General features: G+C 41.4%; 17 protein-coding genes. All 17 read right to left on the bottom strand.

Annotation, left to right across the window (positions count from 1 at the left end):
- Window positions 1-536 precede the first annotated feature (536 nt).
- The 17 genes from minD to GNT69_RS26015 all read right to left on the bottom strand — a co-directional run bounded on the left by minD (window position 537) and on the right by GNT69_RS26015 (window position 16,405).
- On the bottom strand, window positions 537-1,340 hold the full coding sequence (gene minD / locus GNT69_RS09040) for a septum site-determining protein MinD (RefSeq protein WP_203554618.1): 804 nt from the start codon (window positions 1,338-1,340) through the stop codon (window positions 537-539).
- 1 nt (window position 1,341) lies between these two features.
- Window positions 1,342-2,019 carry a septum site-determining protein MinC gene (gene minC, locus GNT69_RS09045; protein ID WP_203554619.1) on the bottom strand — a complete coding sequence of 226 codons (678 nt, stop codon included), beginning with the start codon at window positions 2,017-2,019 and terminating at the stop codon, window positions 1,342-1,344.
- A 113-nt stretch (window positions 2,020-2,132) separates the two neighbouring features.
- Entirely contained in the window at window positions 2,133-2,651 is a 519-nt protein-coding gene (gene mreD / locus GNT69_RS09050; RefSeq protein WP_203554620.1) for a rod shape-determining protein MreD, read from the bottom strand.
- Window positions 2,648-3,532, bottom strand: a complete 885-nt coding sequence (gene mreC / locus GNT69_RS09055) for a rod shape-determining protein MreC (RefSeq protein WP_203554621.1) — start codon at window positions 3,530-3,532, stop codon at window positions 2,648-2,650. The genes mreD and mreC overlap by 4 nt, the downstream gene beginning before the upstream one ends.
- Before the next feature lie 119 nt (window positions 3,533-3,651).
- Window positions 3,652-4,674: a rod shape-determining protein gene (locus GNT69_RS09060; protein WP_203554622.1), complete on the bottom strand. Its 1,023-nt coding sequence runs from the start codon at window positions 4,672-4,674 to the stop codon at window positions 3,652-3,654.
- Between the two features lie 137 nt (window positions 4,675-4,811).
- Complete coding sequence (gene radC / locus GNT69_RS09065; protein ID WP_203554903.1) at window positions 4,812-5,483, bottom strand: RadC family protein; 672 nt, start codon at window positions 5,481-5,483, stop codon at window positions 4,812-4,814.
- 80 nt (window positions 5,484-5,563) lie between these two features.
- The gene (locus GNT69_RS09070) at window positions 5,564-6,136 is read right to left on the bottom strand and encodes a Maf family protein (protein WP_203554623.1); all 573 of its coding nucleotides are present in this window, start codon (window positions 6,134-6,136) and stop codon (window positions 5,564-5,566) included.
- 150 nt (window positions 6,137-6,286) lie between these two features.
- Complete coding sequence (locus GNT69_RS09075) at window positions 6,287-7,288, bottom strand: SPOR domain-containing protein (RefSeq protein WP_203554624.1); 1,002 nt, start codon at window positions 7,286-7,288, stop codon at window positions 6,287-6,289.
- 117 nt (window positions 7,289-7,405) lie between these two features.
- Window positions 7,406-8,104: a pilus assembly protein PilO gene (locus tag GNT69_RS09080; RefSeq protein WP_203554625.1), complete on the bottom strand. Its 699-nt coding sequence runs from the start codon at window positions 8,102-8,104 to the stop codon at window positions 7,406-7,408.
- Window positions 8,101-8,769 carry a fimbrial protein gene (locus GNT69_RS09085; RefSeq protein WP_203554626.1) on the bottom strand — a complete coding sequence of 223 codons (669 nt, stop codon included), beginning with the start codon at window positions 8,767-8,769 and terminating at the stop codon, window positions 8,101-8,103. Before GNT69_RS09085 ends, GNT69_RS09080 begins: the two co-directional genes overlap by 4 nt.
- A 3-nt stretch (window positions 8,770-8,772) precedes the next feature.
- Window positions 8,773-9,765, bottom strand: a complete 993-nt coding sequence (pilM, locus tag GNT69_RS09090) for a type IV pilus biogenesis protein PilM (protein WP_203554627.1) — start codon at window positions 9,763-9,765, stop codon at window positions 8,773-8,775.
- Between the two features lie 19 nt (window positions 9,766-9,784).
- Window positions 9,785-10,534, bottom strand: a complete 750-nt coding sequence (locus GNT69_RS09095) for a prepilin peptidase (RefSeq protein WP_203554628.1) — start codon at window positions 10,532-10,534, stop codon at window positions 9,785-9,787.
- Window positions 10,535-10,547: 13 nt separating this feature from the next.
- Window positions 10,548-11,012, bottom strand: coding sequence for a prepilin-type N-terminal cleavage/methylation domain-containing protein (locus GNT69_RS09100; protein ID WP_203554629.1), 465 nt, complete (start codon window positions 11,010-11,012; stop codon window positions 10,548-10,550).
- A 107-nt stretch (window positions 11,013-11,119) separates the two neighbouring features.
- The gene (locus GNT69_RS09105) at window positions 11,120-12,328 is read right to left on the bottom strand and encodes a type II secretion system F family protein (protein WP_203554630.1); all 1,209 of its coding nucleotides are present in this window, start codon (window positions 12,326-12,328) and stop codon (window positions 11,120-11,122) included.
- Window position 12,329: 1 nt separating this feature from the next.
- Window positions 12,330-13,370: a type IV pilus twitching motility protein PilT gene (locus GNT69_RS09110; RefSeq protein ID WP_203554631.1), complete on the bottom strand. Its 1,041-nt coding sequence runs from the start codon at window positions 13,368-13,370 to the stop codon at window positions 12,330-12,332.
- Window positions 13,371-13,381: 11 nt separating this feature from the next.
- On the bottom strand, window positions 13,382-15,037 hold the full coding sequence (locus GNT69_RS09115; protein WP_203554632.1) for a GspE/PulE family protein: 1,656 nt from the start codon (window positions 15,035-15,037) through the stop codon (window positions 13,382-13,384).
- Window positions 15,038-15,058: 21 nt separating this feature from the next.
- Complete coding sequence (locus GNT69_RS26015) at window positions 15,059-16,405, bottom strand: G5 domain-containing protein (RefSeq protein ID WP_203554633.1); 1,347 nt, start codon at window positions 16,403-16,405, stop codon at window positions 15,059-15,061.
- Between the last annotated feature and the right edge of the window lie 12 nt (window positions 16,406-16,417).

The following is a 16,417-nucleotide window of genomic DNA, read 5'->3' on the forward strand; positions in this document are numbered from 1 at the left end:
ACGTACCACCTACATAGTTCTCTATGGTTAATTAACAACTCGTTTGATTATGTGAATGAAGGGCTTGGCTTTTTATTCACAGTACTTGAATTAAAGAGGTGGATAGTTCATACAATAGGTTGTGTTTTATTGCTAGTACTGGGATTAACCGTGATTATATGGCTGTTTTATTGCTAGTACTTGGATGAAACAGGTTTTTGGCCGTTTTTTATTGCTAGTACAGGGATTAAATCGACCATCTGACCTCATTTTATTGCTAGTACTCGGATTAACCCTTCATTTTACAGCGTTTTATTACGAGTACTAGCAATATATCAAAGAAATTTGGTGTTTTTAATACGAGTACTTGGATTAAAAAACTCGTTACCAGCATTATCGTTCAAAAAAGCTTACGAATCTCTTCGATCAAATGTGTCTCCATATAACGAAAATACCACAGCATGAATGACTCTGATAGACCCATAATAATATACTTCCTTTTTTAGGAACAAAAAAATCTCCTAGGTTCGATCCCTAAGAGATTTAAATCTTTTTCATTAGCGAACACCAAAAAATTTCTTTAGCTTAGAAAATACACCTTTATCTTCAGAATCAAGTTGTTGCAGTGGCACAGATTCACCGAGGATTCGTCTTGCGATGTTCCGATAAGCTACGGATGCTCTATTATTAGGGTTTAAGGCAATTGGTGCACCATGATTAGACGCTTTAATTACTTCATCGTCATCCGCTACAATCCCTATTAAGTCGATTGATAAATGAGTGGTAATTTCATCGACGTCAAGCATGTCACCGCTCTTCATCATATGGCTGCGTATTCGGTTAATAACAAGCTTTGGCGACTCCATATGTTCTTCTTTTTCGAGAAGTCCGATAATTCGGTCCGCATCTCGCACAGCTGAGATTTCGGGAGTAGTCACAACAATTGCCTTATCTGCTCCAGCAATCGCATTTTTATAGCCTTGCTCAATCCCAGCGGGACAATCAATAATAATATAATCGTAATCTTGCTTTAGTTCATTGATTAATTTTTTCATTTGTTCAGGCTCCACAGCTGTCTTATCCGTTGTTTGCGCAGCTGGAAGCAAATATAATCGATCTTCAAAACGCTTATCTTTAACGAGCGCTTGATGAACTTTACATCTCCCCTCAATCACATCAACCAAATCATAGATAATTCGGTTTTCAAGTCCCATTACGACGTCTAAATTTCTCAGACCAATATCTGTATCAACAAGACAGACTCTTTTGCCTTGAAGGGCCAAAGATGTCCCTATATTAGCAGAAGTTGTTGTTTTTCCGACCCCGCCTTTTCCAGATGTTATAACAATTGCTTCCCCCACTCTAGCGGCCTCCTTCGAATCTAGTTAAGTTTGGTCTCTGTTGAATTAAAACTTGTAATCTATCAACAATGATTTGTTTATTATTGGCTATGTAAGCACATTCCATTTTCGAGTCATCATCCGAACTTTGATCTGGTGCACGATTAATGCATTCACTGATTCTCAGCTGCGATGGTTTCATGACTGATGCGGCAATGACTGCCTCATCATTGCCATTACAGCCTGCATGCGCAATTCCCTTTAAAGTACCCATAATAAAAATATTCCCGCTCGCTTTTACCGTTCCCCCAGGATTCACATCGCCAATTAACAGTAAATCCCCTGTTACTTCAACAACTTGTCCGGACCGAATCACGCGTGCAATCGTGACGATTTGCTGTTCTTGCCGCAGCTGTTCCGCTTCCTCTTTTGTCACTACATTTGTTTTTATTTCATCTACAATTAGGTGTCTTTTTTGCCGAATCAACTCTTTAAGCTCTTCCTGCTGCGCGACCGTTAAATACCGATTGCCCACTTCGACTTTCACCGTAATTAATTTATCTTCTTCCTGCATATAGCTTGAGCTTGAAATTTTCCGATCCAGCTCTTTCTTTAACTCTTCATAGGAACATGTATCATCGAGATGGAGCGTCAATCCGTCTTTCGTCCCTTTAATCGTCACATTTTGTGCATTATTCATACTAGATGTTCACCTCAATGATAAAAAGAATTCGACATTTCTTCATGAATTCCTTTCTATATATGGCATTCCATTTATTTTTCTCTGCTATTTTATTGATATTGATTAAAGCCTTAATCATTCCGTAAAGTCTCAGCATATTTCTCACTCTGCCGTTTAATTGGATAAGCTGTCAATAGAACGAAGATTACATTTAAGATTAAAGTGGGAATTAAACGCATATCCAGGAATGCAGAAAAGCTTATATTTGTAATATGAATCAATAGATTCAACACATATACACTCATTTCCAACAAAGCAATACATAGAATTGAAGCAAATGAAACTAGGATGATATTCGTTTGAATGATTTTCATTACATTCAAAAAAATCGTAATGACCAAAGGGAATAAGAAAAGATAAATGCCGATAATTTCGGTATACACGATATCAAACAATAACCCAAAGAGGAAACCATACAAAATCCCATGTTTTGAATCGCCATAAATACTCAAAAAAAACAGGGCAATGATTAAAAAACGCGGGACAAAAATAAAATGGCCATTAAATAGGTCAGCAGGAAACAACTGGGTAAAAAGCCCTTCAAATACAAACAGGAAAAGAAGCAATAGAGGGATTATCAATCGCTTCACAGGCTTTCTCCCTCCTCGTCTTCGTCTGCTGTTGTTTCTGGTACTGCCATTCCTCTTCGAAGAATCATTACATGTTCAATTTTATACAGATCAGCAGAAGGCCTTACGTAGGCAGTCTGATTTAAACCAAATTGATCAGAGACAACGTCAACGACATTTCCGATTGGCACATCCCCTGGGAAAACGCCACCCATCCCCGATGTGACGACCAATTGATCTTTTTCAAGTTCGGCATCCACTGGCAATCCCTTTAAAAGCAGCCACTCATTTTCTTTATCATAGCCTTCAATTGTTCCAAACAGTTTTTTATCCCCTTGCAGAGCAGCCGAAATCCGATTGGTTGGATCGAGTGCACTTAATAATTGCACCGTTGAAGTAAAAGGAGTAACACTTTTTACTTTTCCAATTAAGCCTTTCGCTGTCATCACTGCCATGTTCTTTTCAACCCCATGGGAAGAACCGCGATTGATAATGATTAGTTCATGCCAAAGGCGATCAGGGCTTCGGGAAATGACCGTTGCTTGCATCGGATCATAGTCGCCAATAGAGCCTTCAATCTCAAGAATTTCCTTTAACTCGTCATTTTCCTTTTCAAGCGAGTATACTTTTGCCTCAAGCCGAGCCATATCTTCTAGATGTTTCTTTAATTCTTTATTTTCTTCATATGTATTCTGTAAGTCTTTCATATTCTCAAAAAGACCGACTACATATTGAGTCGGTGTTGAAACAAGGTTTTGAACCCAGCCGGTTGTATCTTTAACAAATTTCTCCGGCCATGTTAATTCATCCCGATCTCTTAATGAGAACCCAATTAATGCCACGAGAATAATAATGCTGACAAGCAATATAATCAAGCGTTTATTAAGAAAGAACTGTGGCACTTTTTACACCTCAAATTTCTGTATTTAATATAGGTTGTTTTTTCAAAGCTGGAGCAGCTTGCAATGATATGCAGCTGTCTCCCGCTTTTTCATTTATCTTCTGAGAAGCTAAATTTCTTTTATCTGGATTCTTTTGCTCTGTTTTTAAATATGTCGATGTTGTCAAGGGCTTTTCCAGTACCGATGGCGACGCAGTCGAGAGGATCTTCGGCGATTAAAACCGGCATTTTTGTCTCCTCAGCAATGACTTTATCAAGATTACGAAGCAATGCTCCGCCGCCTGTTAACACAATTCCTCGATCCATAATGTCAGCCGCAAGTTCTGGAGGTGTGTTTTCGAGTGTTAGCTTTACTGCATCGACAATTGCATAGACTGTATCATGCAATGCACTAGAGATTTCCTCCGCGGTAATTTCAATTGTTTTCGGCAGTCCTGTTAACAAATCACGACCGCGGATTTCCATGTTTTCAATTCCTTCTGGGTCTCCTGCTGCACCGACTTCCATTTTAATCGATTCTGCCGTCCGTTCACCAATCATCAAATTATAATTTTTACGAATATAATTGATAATGCTGTCATCCATCTCATCTCCAGCAATGCGAATCGATTGTGATGTAACGATTCCTCCGAGAGAAATAATCGCTACTTCTGTCGTTCCCCCGCCGATATCAACAACCATACTTCCTGTCGGTTCCCAAACAGGTAAATTCGCTCCGATCGCTGCTGCAAATGGTTCTTCAATTGTAAACGCATCTCTCGCACCTGCCTGGCGAGTAGCATCAACGACAGCGCGCTCTTCAACCGCTGTAATTCCCGAAGGTACACAAATCATTACATATGGTTTGCCGGCAAATAATCCTTTATTTTTCGTTGCTTGCTTTATATAGTATTTCATCATCGTTTCTGTCGTTTCATAATCAGCGATGACACCATCCTTCATTGGACGAAGGGCAACAACGTTTCCTGGAGTCCGGCCAATCATATTTTTAGCATCATTTCCTACAGCGACAATTGACTTTGTATCTGTTTGAAACGCGACTACAGAAGGTTCTCTTAAAACAATTCCTTTTCCTTTTACATAAATAAGTGTATTTGCAGTCCCTAAGTCAATTCCCAGGTCCCTTGTCCCAATTCCTAGCATAGCGTGTATCTCCCTTTCATAACAAAATGCTATCTATATGTTCGGTTCTGTTTAGTTGTTAACTTGGCATGATGTCTTCATCCTCGTGCAAAAACCATAAGATATATTATATCCTAACGATAAATAAAATCCTAGTATCAAACATAGCCTTTTTCTTTTAAACTTACATATTTATTGTCACCAATGATTAAATGGTCAAGCAACTCGATCCCTAGCATTTTGCCGCACTCTACTAAACGCTTCGTCACCTCAATATCTTCTCTGCTCGGTGACGCATCGCCGGAAGGATGGTTATGGGCACAAATTATTGAAGCAGCTGAACGGCGAACAGCTTCCCGGTACACTTCCCTCGGATGGACAATGCTCGCATTCAAGCTGCCGATAAAAACGGTTTGGTGGTGAATGACGTGGTTCTTTGTATTTAAGTAGAGGCAGACAAAATGTTCTTGGGAAAGAAATTTCATATCATTCATTAAAAAATTCGCCCCATCTTCTGGTGAGCGAATCACATAACGGTCATGATTCGTATGACTGGCTAGTCTGCGGCCAATTTCAACAGCCGCCAGGAGATGAATCGCTTTCGCTTGGCCAATGCCGTTAATCGCCGTTAATTCTTCTAATGTCGCATCTTTAAGCAATCTTAATCCGTCGAATTCTGTCAGCAAGCGGTTCGCAAGCTGTAGAACCGATTCTTTCTTCGTGCCCGTTCCAAGAATGAGGGCAATCAACTCATGATTGGCCAAACTTTGCGGTCCATTTTGAATAAATCGTTCCCGTGGACGTTCCTGTTGTGGATAATCTTTAATCATTATCGAAGTCGTTGACACTCGCATATTCCTCCCTATCATTTCGTTATAGGAAGCTGATTCATAAGAACGCTGTTGCGGGGTCAATAAGGAAAGAGATAACCAGATTTCTTTAGTTCACGGACAGTTCTAGCTACAGGTAAGCCGACCACTGCAAAATAATCGCCCTTTATTTCCCGTACGAAATAACTACCTAACTGCTGAATTCCATAGCTTCCTGCCTTATCAAAAGGTTCGCCGCTCTGAATGTAGAATTCTATTTCTTCATGTGACAGCTCCCAAAACGTCACATCTGTTTTTTCGTAAAACTGGGTTTCTTTCGTTGGCGAGAAAATCGACACCCCTGTAAAGACGGAATGTGTCTTTCCGGAAAGTTCAGCTAACATCGAGTAAGCATCATGATGGTCCTGAGGTTTTCCGAGAATCTTTCCGTTTAATTCGACAACCGTATCAGAGCCGATCACATAAGCATTCGGTTGCTTTTCTGCTATAAATCGGGCTTTACGCGCTGCCAGTTCCATAACAATTTCTGGAGGTGTTAACTTTGGGTCGAAACTTTCATCAACATTTGAACTGGAAATTTCAAAGTTTAAGTGGAGATTTTCAAGAAGCTCTTTCCGCCGTGGAGAAGATGAGGCCAAAATAAGTCTTTGCATAACATCACCTTTCATAAAAATTGTTATTGGGGAGATACATGTTTATCGTAACAAACTTCGCAAGTCCCGACAATCTTTTCAAAAGAAAATAACAAGATCGAATGGACCTTGTTATTTTCGACTATTTCCCAGAAAATATACGAGGATCATTTACTCCCCAATCATCTGCCAAACGGCAATGACCGATAAATTTGCTGTTTGCAGTCCCTCATGATTATTTGCTAAAAACGCTTTCGCTCCGCTTTCCAGCCCTGCCTTTAAGGCAAGAATCTCGTTATTTTCCAGACTTGATTCGGCAATCGTTTCTAGCTGCGCCAAATGAGTTTCGACCTTACTAGCTGAGTCAGAATTAGCAGAAATCCCGGCCGAGAGCAAAGTAAACAGCTCAGCTGCATTCGTCAACACACCACTTTCTTGAGCATTAATATTTTGCAGGTTTTTCTCCGGAAGTTCATATGGCTTGGCAAACACTTCAGCCCCCTTGCTTTCAAGCTCAGCTGCAACCGTTTTTGCGTCTTCAAGCGTAGGAGCAGTAGCGAGCAATAACGCATAGTTGCCATTGCTCGGAACAGATTGGGCATGAATTCCTTTCCCCGCTAACGATTCCACACCGCGATCTGCCGCTTCTTTAGTAGAAAATACCCCCCCTTGAACGACAAATGTTGACGATGCTGCCAACTCGCCGGTCGCTGTATCTGAATTTGCTGGAACCTCAGAGCTAGGCGGAGTTATATTCGGCTGAACTCCTTCTTGAGGCTTTGAAGTAACTGTATTTAAAATGATGAGACCAAAACCTAAACCGACAACTACTGCCAACGCGACATTCAATAAAATGCGCGTGAGAAACGGGGGTTGATTCCCCATTTTTTTGATTGCCGGGAGACGAAATGGCTTCTGTTTGACTTTGGCATCCTGTGGCTTTGAGGAGATTTTTTTGTTGTTTTCATCTACAGCTGTTGGATCCGGAAGAACCCAGTCGAAATGATCGTCCGCGGATTCCTTACTTGCTGCCGTTTCATTCCATGCGGTGATTTTCGGGGCCGAAGTTGACTCGTTTCCCTTTTGTGGCGATGACTCTATTTCAGCCTTATCATGCATATTTGAACGTTCCTGACCGTTAATCTTTATCGTAATTGTTTTTTGCTTGTCCAATTTCAGCCCCCCTCGGTTGGCAGTTAAATTTGTTTCATCCTACCATATTCGCATAAAAAAAGAACAAGACTTTTGTCGTCTTGTTCACGAAGATTTCGTCAAATTTTTCACTAGATTTTATTGCGGCAAATCAGCAAAACTAGCAAATGGGTTCTTTTTATTGCTAGGAGCCGGAACATTTAACTCTGGAAGCGGATCTTGCAAATCTTCAAGCTCTGGCATGTAAAAAGCAGATAAAGTCAGAGAGTAGGAAATGTTCTCCTCTTCCTGATCAACATTCGTTAACTCACTGCCGCCAGAAAAGGAAACCGATTCAATGACAACACGACGATTCAACCTTTCCAACGTATCAAGAAACTTCATTAATTGAGGATAATTGGGTGAAGTAACGGAAAGATTGACGGTTAGCTTTTTAATGCCGTCTGGAAGCGAAACACCTTCGCCTTCCTCAGTCGATTCTGGACTGCCACCGTTTGCAGACACTGCCCCTTCCGAAAATGACATGTTGGAAATAAAACTATTGGCGATCACTTCCGCTTTGTTTAAATCAAGGATTAGCTGCTCCAGCTGTTTCTTAACCGGAACTTTTTTCTGCAGCTCAGCGACACTTTCTGACGTCGGAGCCGTACTCTCACTCATCCGCGCCTGGACCGCAGCTAGCAGTTGCTCCTCGACCTCCAACTGTGCCTGCTTATTAACGATTGTTTCCTGTTTTGGCTTTAAATAAACGAAGTAACTGCCAACTAAAAACGAAGCTAAAATTACAAGTGCAACAATGAAAAGAATCCATTCATTTTTTGAAAAACGAAGATTCACGATGGCTCGCCTCCCTCATGGAGTTCTGCCGTATTTTGTTCGTGCCGATTAATAAATGAACGGTTCAGCTGCAATTGATATTGACCAATATATCTTGGCACAATGGTTTGGAGATTTTCTGATGGCGGCTGCTCAACTGGCGGCACTTCCTCTTCCTCGTTTGCAGCTACAGGATCATTGGTCTCTACATTTCTTGTTGTCACAGAAGAAAGCGTGACTTCTGTTGTCCAATCCGAATCAAGTAAGTTTTTTAAATAATAGGCCGCTTCACGGCTCGTATCAAATTGGACTGTCACATTTACAGAACCATGTTCTGAGTATGAAATCGTTTCGATAAATCCACGCTCTGGCAATAAACTTGTCACCTGCTGAATGATTGGAACGGTTTTCAGCGGAGCCGCACTCGCCCAACGAACAGCAGATTGTAACATCGAAGCAGAATTCGATGCTTGACCACCTTTTCCCTTCGCTTCCTCGATTTCAATCAACCTTTGAGTCGTCGTAATTTGATTTTCTAACAATGCAATTTCCGAATCATATCGTGAACCTTGCCAAAAAAGCAAAAACGCTGCAATCACAAGCAGAACAAGCGTTGTAACGAGGAGGAAAATGATTGTGTAGTTTTTCGGTTCCTTTTTCGGTAACAGATTAATATCAACAAGCATAAATCACACCTCTTTTAACGCAAGTCCCAAAGCTAAATGATACGCAGCTGGCAATGGTCGATTATTTTCACTCGTTATTTGTCGTGATTTCAAGATTTCAACCGAAAGTTCGAACCGCTTTTGCATTTCGTTTTGGAGCGATGCCAAATACGGATGATCCCCAGTCAAAACGATTTTTGAAAGTTCCGCTTGGCCTTTTTTTAAGGAAAATTGATAAAAGGCGATCATCTTTTCAATTTCACGTAAGCTATCTTCAATTTGCTCTCGCAATTCTTCGTGCTCACCGATAAATGCAAATTGAGTAAACCCTAATTCATCGGTTTTTCCTTGCCATTGTGTCGAAGAATATGAAAGATAATGATGACGCATGAACAAAGGAAATTCATTTTCAAACACACTCATATTGACGAAATCAAGGTCAAATTGAACGATCAGCAAGTTTTCGCTCCCTAGGTGATCATTTAAATGATGATATAAACGATAAAGCGCAAGCGCCGAGACATCGGCTGATTCTGGTTTTAATTTCACGTCTGTCAGCAAATCTGTATAAGCCTCAACATGTTCGCGATGCGCGGCAAACAGAAGGATTTCCTGTTTGCCGCTCGTTTTTGGCAAAACAACAAAATCAAATACGGGATCTTCAAAAGGAAGATGAACCGATTCACCGATTTCAATAAACAGATAATTTTCAATTTCATCAATATGAATATCGACAGGGATCTCCACTTTACGAATCGTCACATATGGATCAGGAACGAGAAAGCGGACTTTGCGCCGTTTAATTTTCCATTCATCGACACATTCCTCAAGAATGATTTCAAGCGTGTCGGGGTCAATGATTTTCCCTTCTTTGACGATCCCGGGTGCTAACGAACGCTCGTCCCATTTGATTGGAGTAAGATCATCTGCACTTTTCAGCTCAATATAGCGAATGCTATGATCATTAATGACAAGTTCAACCGGACGATTATTAAGTATGAAGAGGGGCAATGCCATTTCGTAAATCCCCCTTTAATTAACGTAAAAGTATGTTTATATACATCGTAACCATTTCATCGCCGAAATAATAAGCGATTAATGTCCCTACAGCGATAAATGGTCCGAACGGAATCGGTTTGCCTTTTTTTACAAAGCCGAAAGCGATGCCAATTACTCCGAAGAAGGCACCTAATAAGGTCGCACAGAAAAACGCTAAGAAAAACGTTTTCGTACCGACAACAAAGCCGATTACCGCGAATAGTTTAATATCACCGCCACCCATGCCACCTTTACTAATGACGGCAATGAAAAGCAAGAGCAGAAAGCCAATCGCTGCTCCAAGGAGCGAGTCCCACCACGGAGTGAGCGGAATAAATAACCGTTCGACGAAAAAAATCGCCGCAAACACGAGCAACACTTTATCGGGAATAATCATATAGGCTAAATCAGAGGCAAAGATAATGACAAACAGGGAAATCAATGTCAAGGCGATGAGCAATTCGCCATTCCAGCCAACAACGAGCGGTGCGGTAGCGAACAACACCCCGGTTAAAAACTCGATCCCCGGATAAAGCGGCGAAATCCGCGACTGACAGCCGCGGCATTTCCCTTTTTGAATAAAGTATGACAATACTGGAATCAATTCCACGGCCCCGAGCTTATGGCCACAGCTTGGACAATGCGAGCCCGGCGACACGATTGATTGTCCTACCGGGACGCGGAGACCGACAACGTTGTAGAAGGAGCCTAGGGTGATTCCGTAAAGGAACAATAGTATATAAATCAATTGATATTTCCTTTTATGAACCAGGAATAGTTACTGTAGTTTCATCACCAACTGGCTTCCAATTATTGGAATCATTCAAATCATCCATTGTAGCACCACTAATTGTAACTTTAATTGATCCTATTTCGGTTTCACTTGCGTATAATAATATTTGCCCAGTACTATTCGTAATAACCTTTGCCTCTTTCCAAATGGAAGTAGATTCAAGAAAACCAGCACCTTGAAGAACACTCTCATCTACAGCAGGTGTAGTTGTAATATCAGTAGGTAATGTATTTTCCGTAGAGTATAACTTTGCAGAATTAATTATTTGTACTGCATCTGCCCTTGCTGCTTCAACCCTTGAATTTTGGATAATGTTCCCGATAGCAGGTATTGCAATCGCAGCAATAATCCCCAAAATAACAATAACTGCTAAAAGTTCAATCAAGGTAAGACCTTTTTGATCTTTAAGACGTTTTTTCATCATTTGAAACATATGTCTCTCTCCCCTATTAAAAAATAAAATCATATGCATTCTACAGTCCTATTATACTATGAAAAAGGGCACCATTAAACAAACATTTACAGCAACCGACAATTTCCTTATTGAATATAATTAAACATGTCGAACATTGGCACCATGATAGCTAACACGATGATTCCAACCATTGCTGCTAAGACAACGATCATTAATGGTTCAATGAGCGACTTAAGACGATCTGTGCTCGTATCAACGTCTTGCTCATAAAAATCAGCCACTTTTGACAACATCGTGTCTAAAGACCCTGTTTCTTCACCAATTGCAATCATATGAGTTGTCAAGGGAGGAAAGGCCCAATGTTCTTTCATCGGGCCAGTTAACGATTGTCCCCGGGTCAATTCCTCGCGCGACTCACGTATTACTTTTGCAATCACTTCGTTTTCAACGATCGTCTCAACAATGGCGAGCGCTTGTAAAATTGGGACACCTGAAGAAAATAACGAACTTAAAGTTCGTGTCATTCTGGCGAGAACTGCTTTTTGAATGATTTTCCCGAACACTGGGAACTTTAATTTGACAAGATCATAATAATATTTTGTTTGGCTATTATTTTTTGCGATGTTTATACTAATAACAAAGACAATCGCAAGCACTACAAGCAGCCACCAATAGATTTGCATAAACACACTTGTATTCATGACAAATTTCGTTATTGTCGGTAAATCTGCGCCGAGATCCGAAAACATTTCGACAAAGGTAGGAACAATCGATACGAGCAAAAAGATGACGACGGCAATTGCAATGACGCCAACGACGATTGGATAAGCCATCGCTGATTTCACTTTCTCCAGCGTATGATGCTGTTTTTCATAGTGAATCGCAAGTCTTTCTAACGCCTCTTCCATGTTTCCACCCGCTTCACCCGCACGGACCATATTAATAAAGATCGGTTCGAATACTTTTTTATGTTTTTCCGCTGAATCCGAAAACGGACGGCCTTGGCGCAAATAAAATTCAATGTCTTTTAACGAGCTGCGCAATTTTTTGCTTTCGGTTTGCATTGCCAAAATTTTCGTCGCGTCAACGATGGTAACCCCCGCTTTAATTAAGGTCGCGAATTGGCGCAAATAGATCACCATATCTTCCAATTTAACAGGGTTCCCAATATCAATATCCTTCGTCAGCAAGGTTTCCGGTAACTCATTAATATCAATCACCCGGATGCCTTCGGCACGAAGTTTCAGCACCGCTTCTCGTTTCGAATTCGCATTTACATTGCGTGCAAATTTTTTTCCTGTTTTATCTCTTCCTACATATCGAAATTTCGCCAATTTAGCTCACCGTCTCTTTTAAATACGGTTTTGCCGTTTCCATTGAAATGACACCGGATTCGAGCAACTCTTGAACACTAGTTCCCAGTGTCTGCATCCCCTGCGCCCGGGATGTTTGAATCACCGTTTTAATTTGATGGATTTTCCCACTGCGAATTAAATTCCCGATGGCCGCATTATTAATCATCACTTCAATCGCTGCTCGCCGCTCTTTATTATTGGCCGTTTTAAACAGTCGCTGCGAGATGATGGCCAACAATGTCGCTGAAAGCTGGGTTCGAATTTGCGGCTGCTGTGCCGGAGGGAACACATCGATGATTCTTTCAACCGATGATGGCGCATTTTGCGTATGAAGAGTGCCAAACACAAGATGCCCGGTTTCAGCAGCGGTAATCGCTGTTTGAATGGTTTCAAGGTCGCGCATTTCCCCAACTAGAATCGCATCGGGATCTTGACGCAAAGCCGCTCTTAAAGCAATGGCAAAATTTTTCGTATCAGAGCCAATTTCGCGCTGGTCGATTATACAGTTTCCATGTTTATGCAAAAACTCAATCGGATCTTCAAGGGTAATAATATGTTTGCGCATCGTTTGATTCATATGATCAATCATCGCGGCAAGCGTGGTCGATTTCCCGCTTCCGGTCGGACCAGTAACAAGCACTAACCCTTGTGGTTTCTCGGTAATTTCCTTTAAGATTGGCGGCATATACAACTCGTCAAGCGATGGAATTTTCGTGGTAATCACCCTAACAGCTAATGCAATACAGCCGCGCTGGAAATACACATTCACGCGGAATCTTGAGACGCCTGGTACGGCATAGGAAAGGTCCATCTCACCCGCCTCCGCAAACCGGTCCCACTGTGATTCGGGAACGACTACTCTTGCAAAGCCTTCGGTATCGTCAGGAAGAAGCGTTTCCTTTCCGTACCGTTTCAGTTCCCCGTTAATCCGAAACATCGGTGGCACACCGACCGTTAAATGAATATCAGACGCTTTCAACTCAATGCCGGCTCTTAACAGATAATCAATCTTTTCTTTCATAGCTTTCACCTCTATTCAGGAAGTGCGACTCGCAGCACTTCTTCGGTCGTCGTATAGCCTTGCTTTACTTTTAACAAGCCATCGTCAATGAGAAAAATTGTTTTGTTTTGAATAACGGCTTGACGAATCGTTGACATGTGAGCACCATTCAAAATCTGCTGGCGAATTTCGTCATTCAGAAGCACCACTTCTTGAATCGCAATTCTGCCTTTATAACCGCTCATATTACAGGAAGAACAACCTTTGCCCCGCATAATTCTCTCTACTTTTATGCCACGTTTCGCAAAGATATCAAGTTCACGCTGAGAGGGTTGATACGCTACGGCACAATCGCGGCAAACACGTCTCACTAAACGCTGGGCGACAAGCCCTGATAAGGCAGTAGCGACTAAAAAAGGTTCAACCCCCATATCAATTAATCGGTTAATCGAGCTAATCGCGTCATTCGTATGCAGGGTGCTTAATACTAAATGTCCAGTAAGTGAAGCACGAATCGCCGTTTCAGCTGTCTCACGGTCACGAATTTCCCCAACCATAACGATATCCGGGTCTTGACGTAAAATCGCTCGAAGACCAGTCGCAAACGTCATCCCCACATTTGGATTTACTTGAATTTGGCTGATGCCTTCAAGCTGGTATTCGACCGGATCTTCGACAGTAATAATGTTCACTGCCTCATCGTTAAGTTTGTTTAAAGCAGCATACAAAGTCGATGATTTCCCTGACCCAGTCGGTCCGGTAATTAACACAATTCCATTCGGTTTTTCAATTAAACTTTTAAATCTTGTTAAGTTGAGTTTATTAAAACTAAGCTTTTCAAGATCGAGCAAAGCATTGGACAAATCAAGGATCCGCAAGACAATTTTTTCGCCGTAAACCGTAGGCAATGTCGAGACACGTAAATCAATCGGATAATATTCGATATTGATCTTAATGCGTCCATCTTGAGGGATACGGTGTTCCGTAATGTCGAGATTGGACATAATTTTAATTCTTGCCGTCAGTACACTTTGCATATGCTTTGGCAATGTTCGTTCAACGCGCAATAAGCCGTCAATCCGGTAACGAATAATGACTTTTGTTTCCTGCGGATCGATATGAATATCACTCGCTCTTTGCGTCACTGCACTTAAGAGCAACTGGTTTACTAGTTTAACAACCGGCGAATCTTCATCCGTGATCGTTTCTTCCTGGTTGGCATCCCCGCTCACCACGTCTAAATCATATAAATCATCAACGACATCATAATATTTATTAATGGCCCGAATAATATCGTCTTTCGTCGCAATGACAGTGTCAATTTGAAAGCCTGTTGATAAACGTAAATCATCAATCGCAAAAAAGTCCATCGGGTCTGCCATCGCAACGAGCAGCCTGTCCCCTTCTTTGCGAAGCGGAATGAGCAAATTTCTTACCGCAGTTTCCTTCGAAATGAGCGAAAATAAATTTGTTTCAAATGGGTAGCCGTACAGGCTGAGATGCGGGATGCCAAGCTGGTCCTCTAATACTTCAATCAATTGTTGCTCAGTAATATAGCCCCGTTGCAATAATGCTTCCCCAAGCTTTTGGCTCGCTAGCTTTTCTTTTAATGTCTCTTTCAGCTGTTCTTCAGTAATTAAACTAGCTTGGATCAATAAGTCACCAAGCCGTTTTCTCGTGTGTTTCATTTATATCACCGCTTCAAACCATTATTTTTCTGCTTCATTTGGTTTTCCCCAAAACTTGTCATCTCGCTGATTGGTCTTTTTATTCGCCTCTTTTTCTTTTTCTATTTTTCCGTCATCTTCCGCTTGCGAATTTTCCTTAGGTTCGTCCACAAGAGGTTCTTCGCCTGGATTACCAGCTAGCTCATTCGATGAATCATTGTTTTCAGTTGCCGTTTCAGCCTTTAAAGCATGAATCTCGATCCGTTCCGCTGGGGCGTAATAATCTTCCGAAAGGAACTCTTCCCGTGAAAACTGGCCATTTTCATCGTAAACTTTGCGTACAATCGTTGTAACGACTCCGTTGCTGCCACGTTCTTTTACGGTTGTTGCGCCTGGGCGAAGCTGGGGACTATATTGGATAATCGTCCGCGGCTTGAACTCTTCGTGATTGCGTTTCTCCACTTTGTATTTGTAAAGATACGGACTCCCTTTCACTTGAACAATTAAGTTAGGACGTTCCCAGCTGAGCTCGATCGTATACTCAAGATTGTTTAAATTCGCAAACACAAAATCTAGTCGCTGATCGCGATTGACCTTTGCTTCAAAACCAAGTTCGGCATAGTCCGGAAGCTTCTGACCGATATGTCTTTCAACGATTGAAAAATTCGTTACCAAAACCGTTTCATAGACAGCTGTAGCGATCATGCTTAACACCTCAGCCGGAACCGATGACAACTGCTTTTCATCGATATGCTGCAAAAAGGAAACTTGTGCGTTTGTTGGAACATGGATCGGCGACATTTGATTTACCCATTCTCCCATCAACATGCTCGTTTTTGTGAGCGGCAGCGTCGTTTCCGCAAGGACTTCAATTTCGCTATCGACTTCTAGTGTTTTGTTTAGTGAAAGTTGATGTTCTCCAGTCAATAAACTTTCCCCGAATTGTTTCAGTTCGTTCTCGACCTTTTTCGTTTCTGCCTCGTCGAAAACGATGGCCTGAGAAATCTCATTCATTTCAGCACGAAAGGCATTATTATCAATGGCAACAATGAGGTTGTTCTTTTCACCATTCACTGCCTTTTCAACAGATATAGAGACATCAAAATGGAAGATTTCCGTATTGATGGTTGATGTTAATTCTTTATAATTCAATATAATCGTTGTATTTTCCCGCCAATTTTCGATTTGATCAAGCAGCAGGATGACTGCTTCGTCGTGCGACTTTTCTGCTACATCAATTGCTGCAATCGTCGTTCCAGCTATAAAACGTCCGCTATCCGCTTTCATCGCAGAAAATGCCAGCGAACCGAAATGGGAAAAGCTAAAAATAAAGAGTGTACTAATTAAAAGGACGACAAATAATTTAATTCCCTGTTGCTGCTTTTTCACTTTTATTCCCCC

Source organism: Bacillus sp. B15-48 (assembly GCF_016879755.1).
In the GTDB taxonomy this organism is placed as follows: domain Bacteria; phylum Bacillota; class Bacilli; order Bacillales; family Cytobacillaceae; genus Mesobacillus_B.